Origin of the sequence: Tritonibacter sp. SIMBA_163, from assembly GCF_046535935.1 — a bacterium.
Taxonomy (GTDB): Bacteria; Pseudomonadota; Alphaproteobacteria; order Rhodobacterales; family Rhodobacteraceae; genus Epibacterium; species Epibacterium scottomollicae.
In genome coordinates this window covers 1-230 of record NZ_JAWJBP010001531.1, presented here as the reverse complement: position 1 = coordinate 230, position 230 = coordinate 1, and the positions used below count along the sequence as shown (strand labels likewise).

Annotated in this window: 1 protein-coding gene; it reads right to left on the bottom strand. The window is 60.0% G+C overall.

Features of this window, described 5'->3' with window-relative positions; translation table 11 throughout:
- A partial coding sequence (locus R0J92_RS27405; RefSeq protein WP_411053997.1) for a hypothetical protein occupies positions 1–230 on the bottom strand: 230 nt, incomplete at both ends.

The window sequence follows — 230 nt, the reverse complement described above, 5'->3', positions numbered from 1 at the left end:
AGGTCTCATCCTTGAGCAGCGCGGCTTGCCAGCCTTTGGCGGCGTCATAGACACGCATGGGCAGCAGGACGTTTCGCGGCGTCTCATAGGTTCCGTACTGGCTCTTCGCCGTGTATCGAGCGCAGACGAAGTAGTCCTTTTCCGGCACAGGCCAGAGGCTGGCCCCGTAGCGCACCGTGCCGTCACTTACACCTTTGGCGGTTTTACCTTCAGTCACATTGGCGATCAGC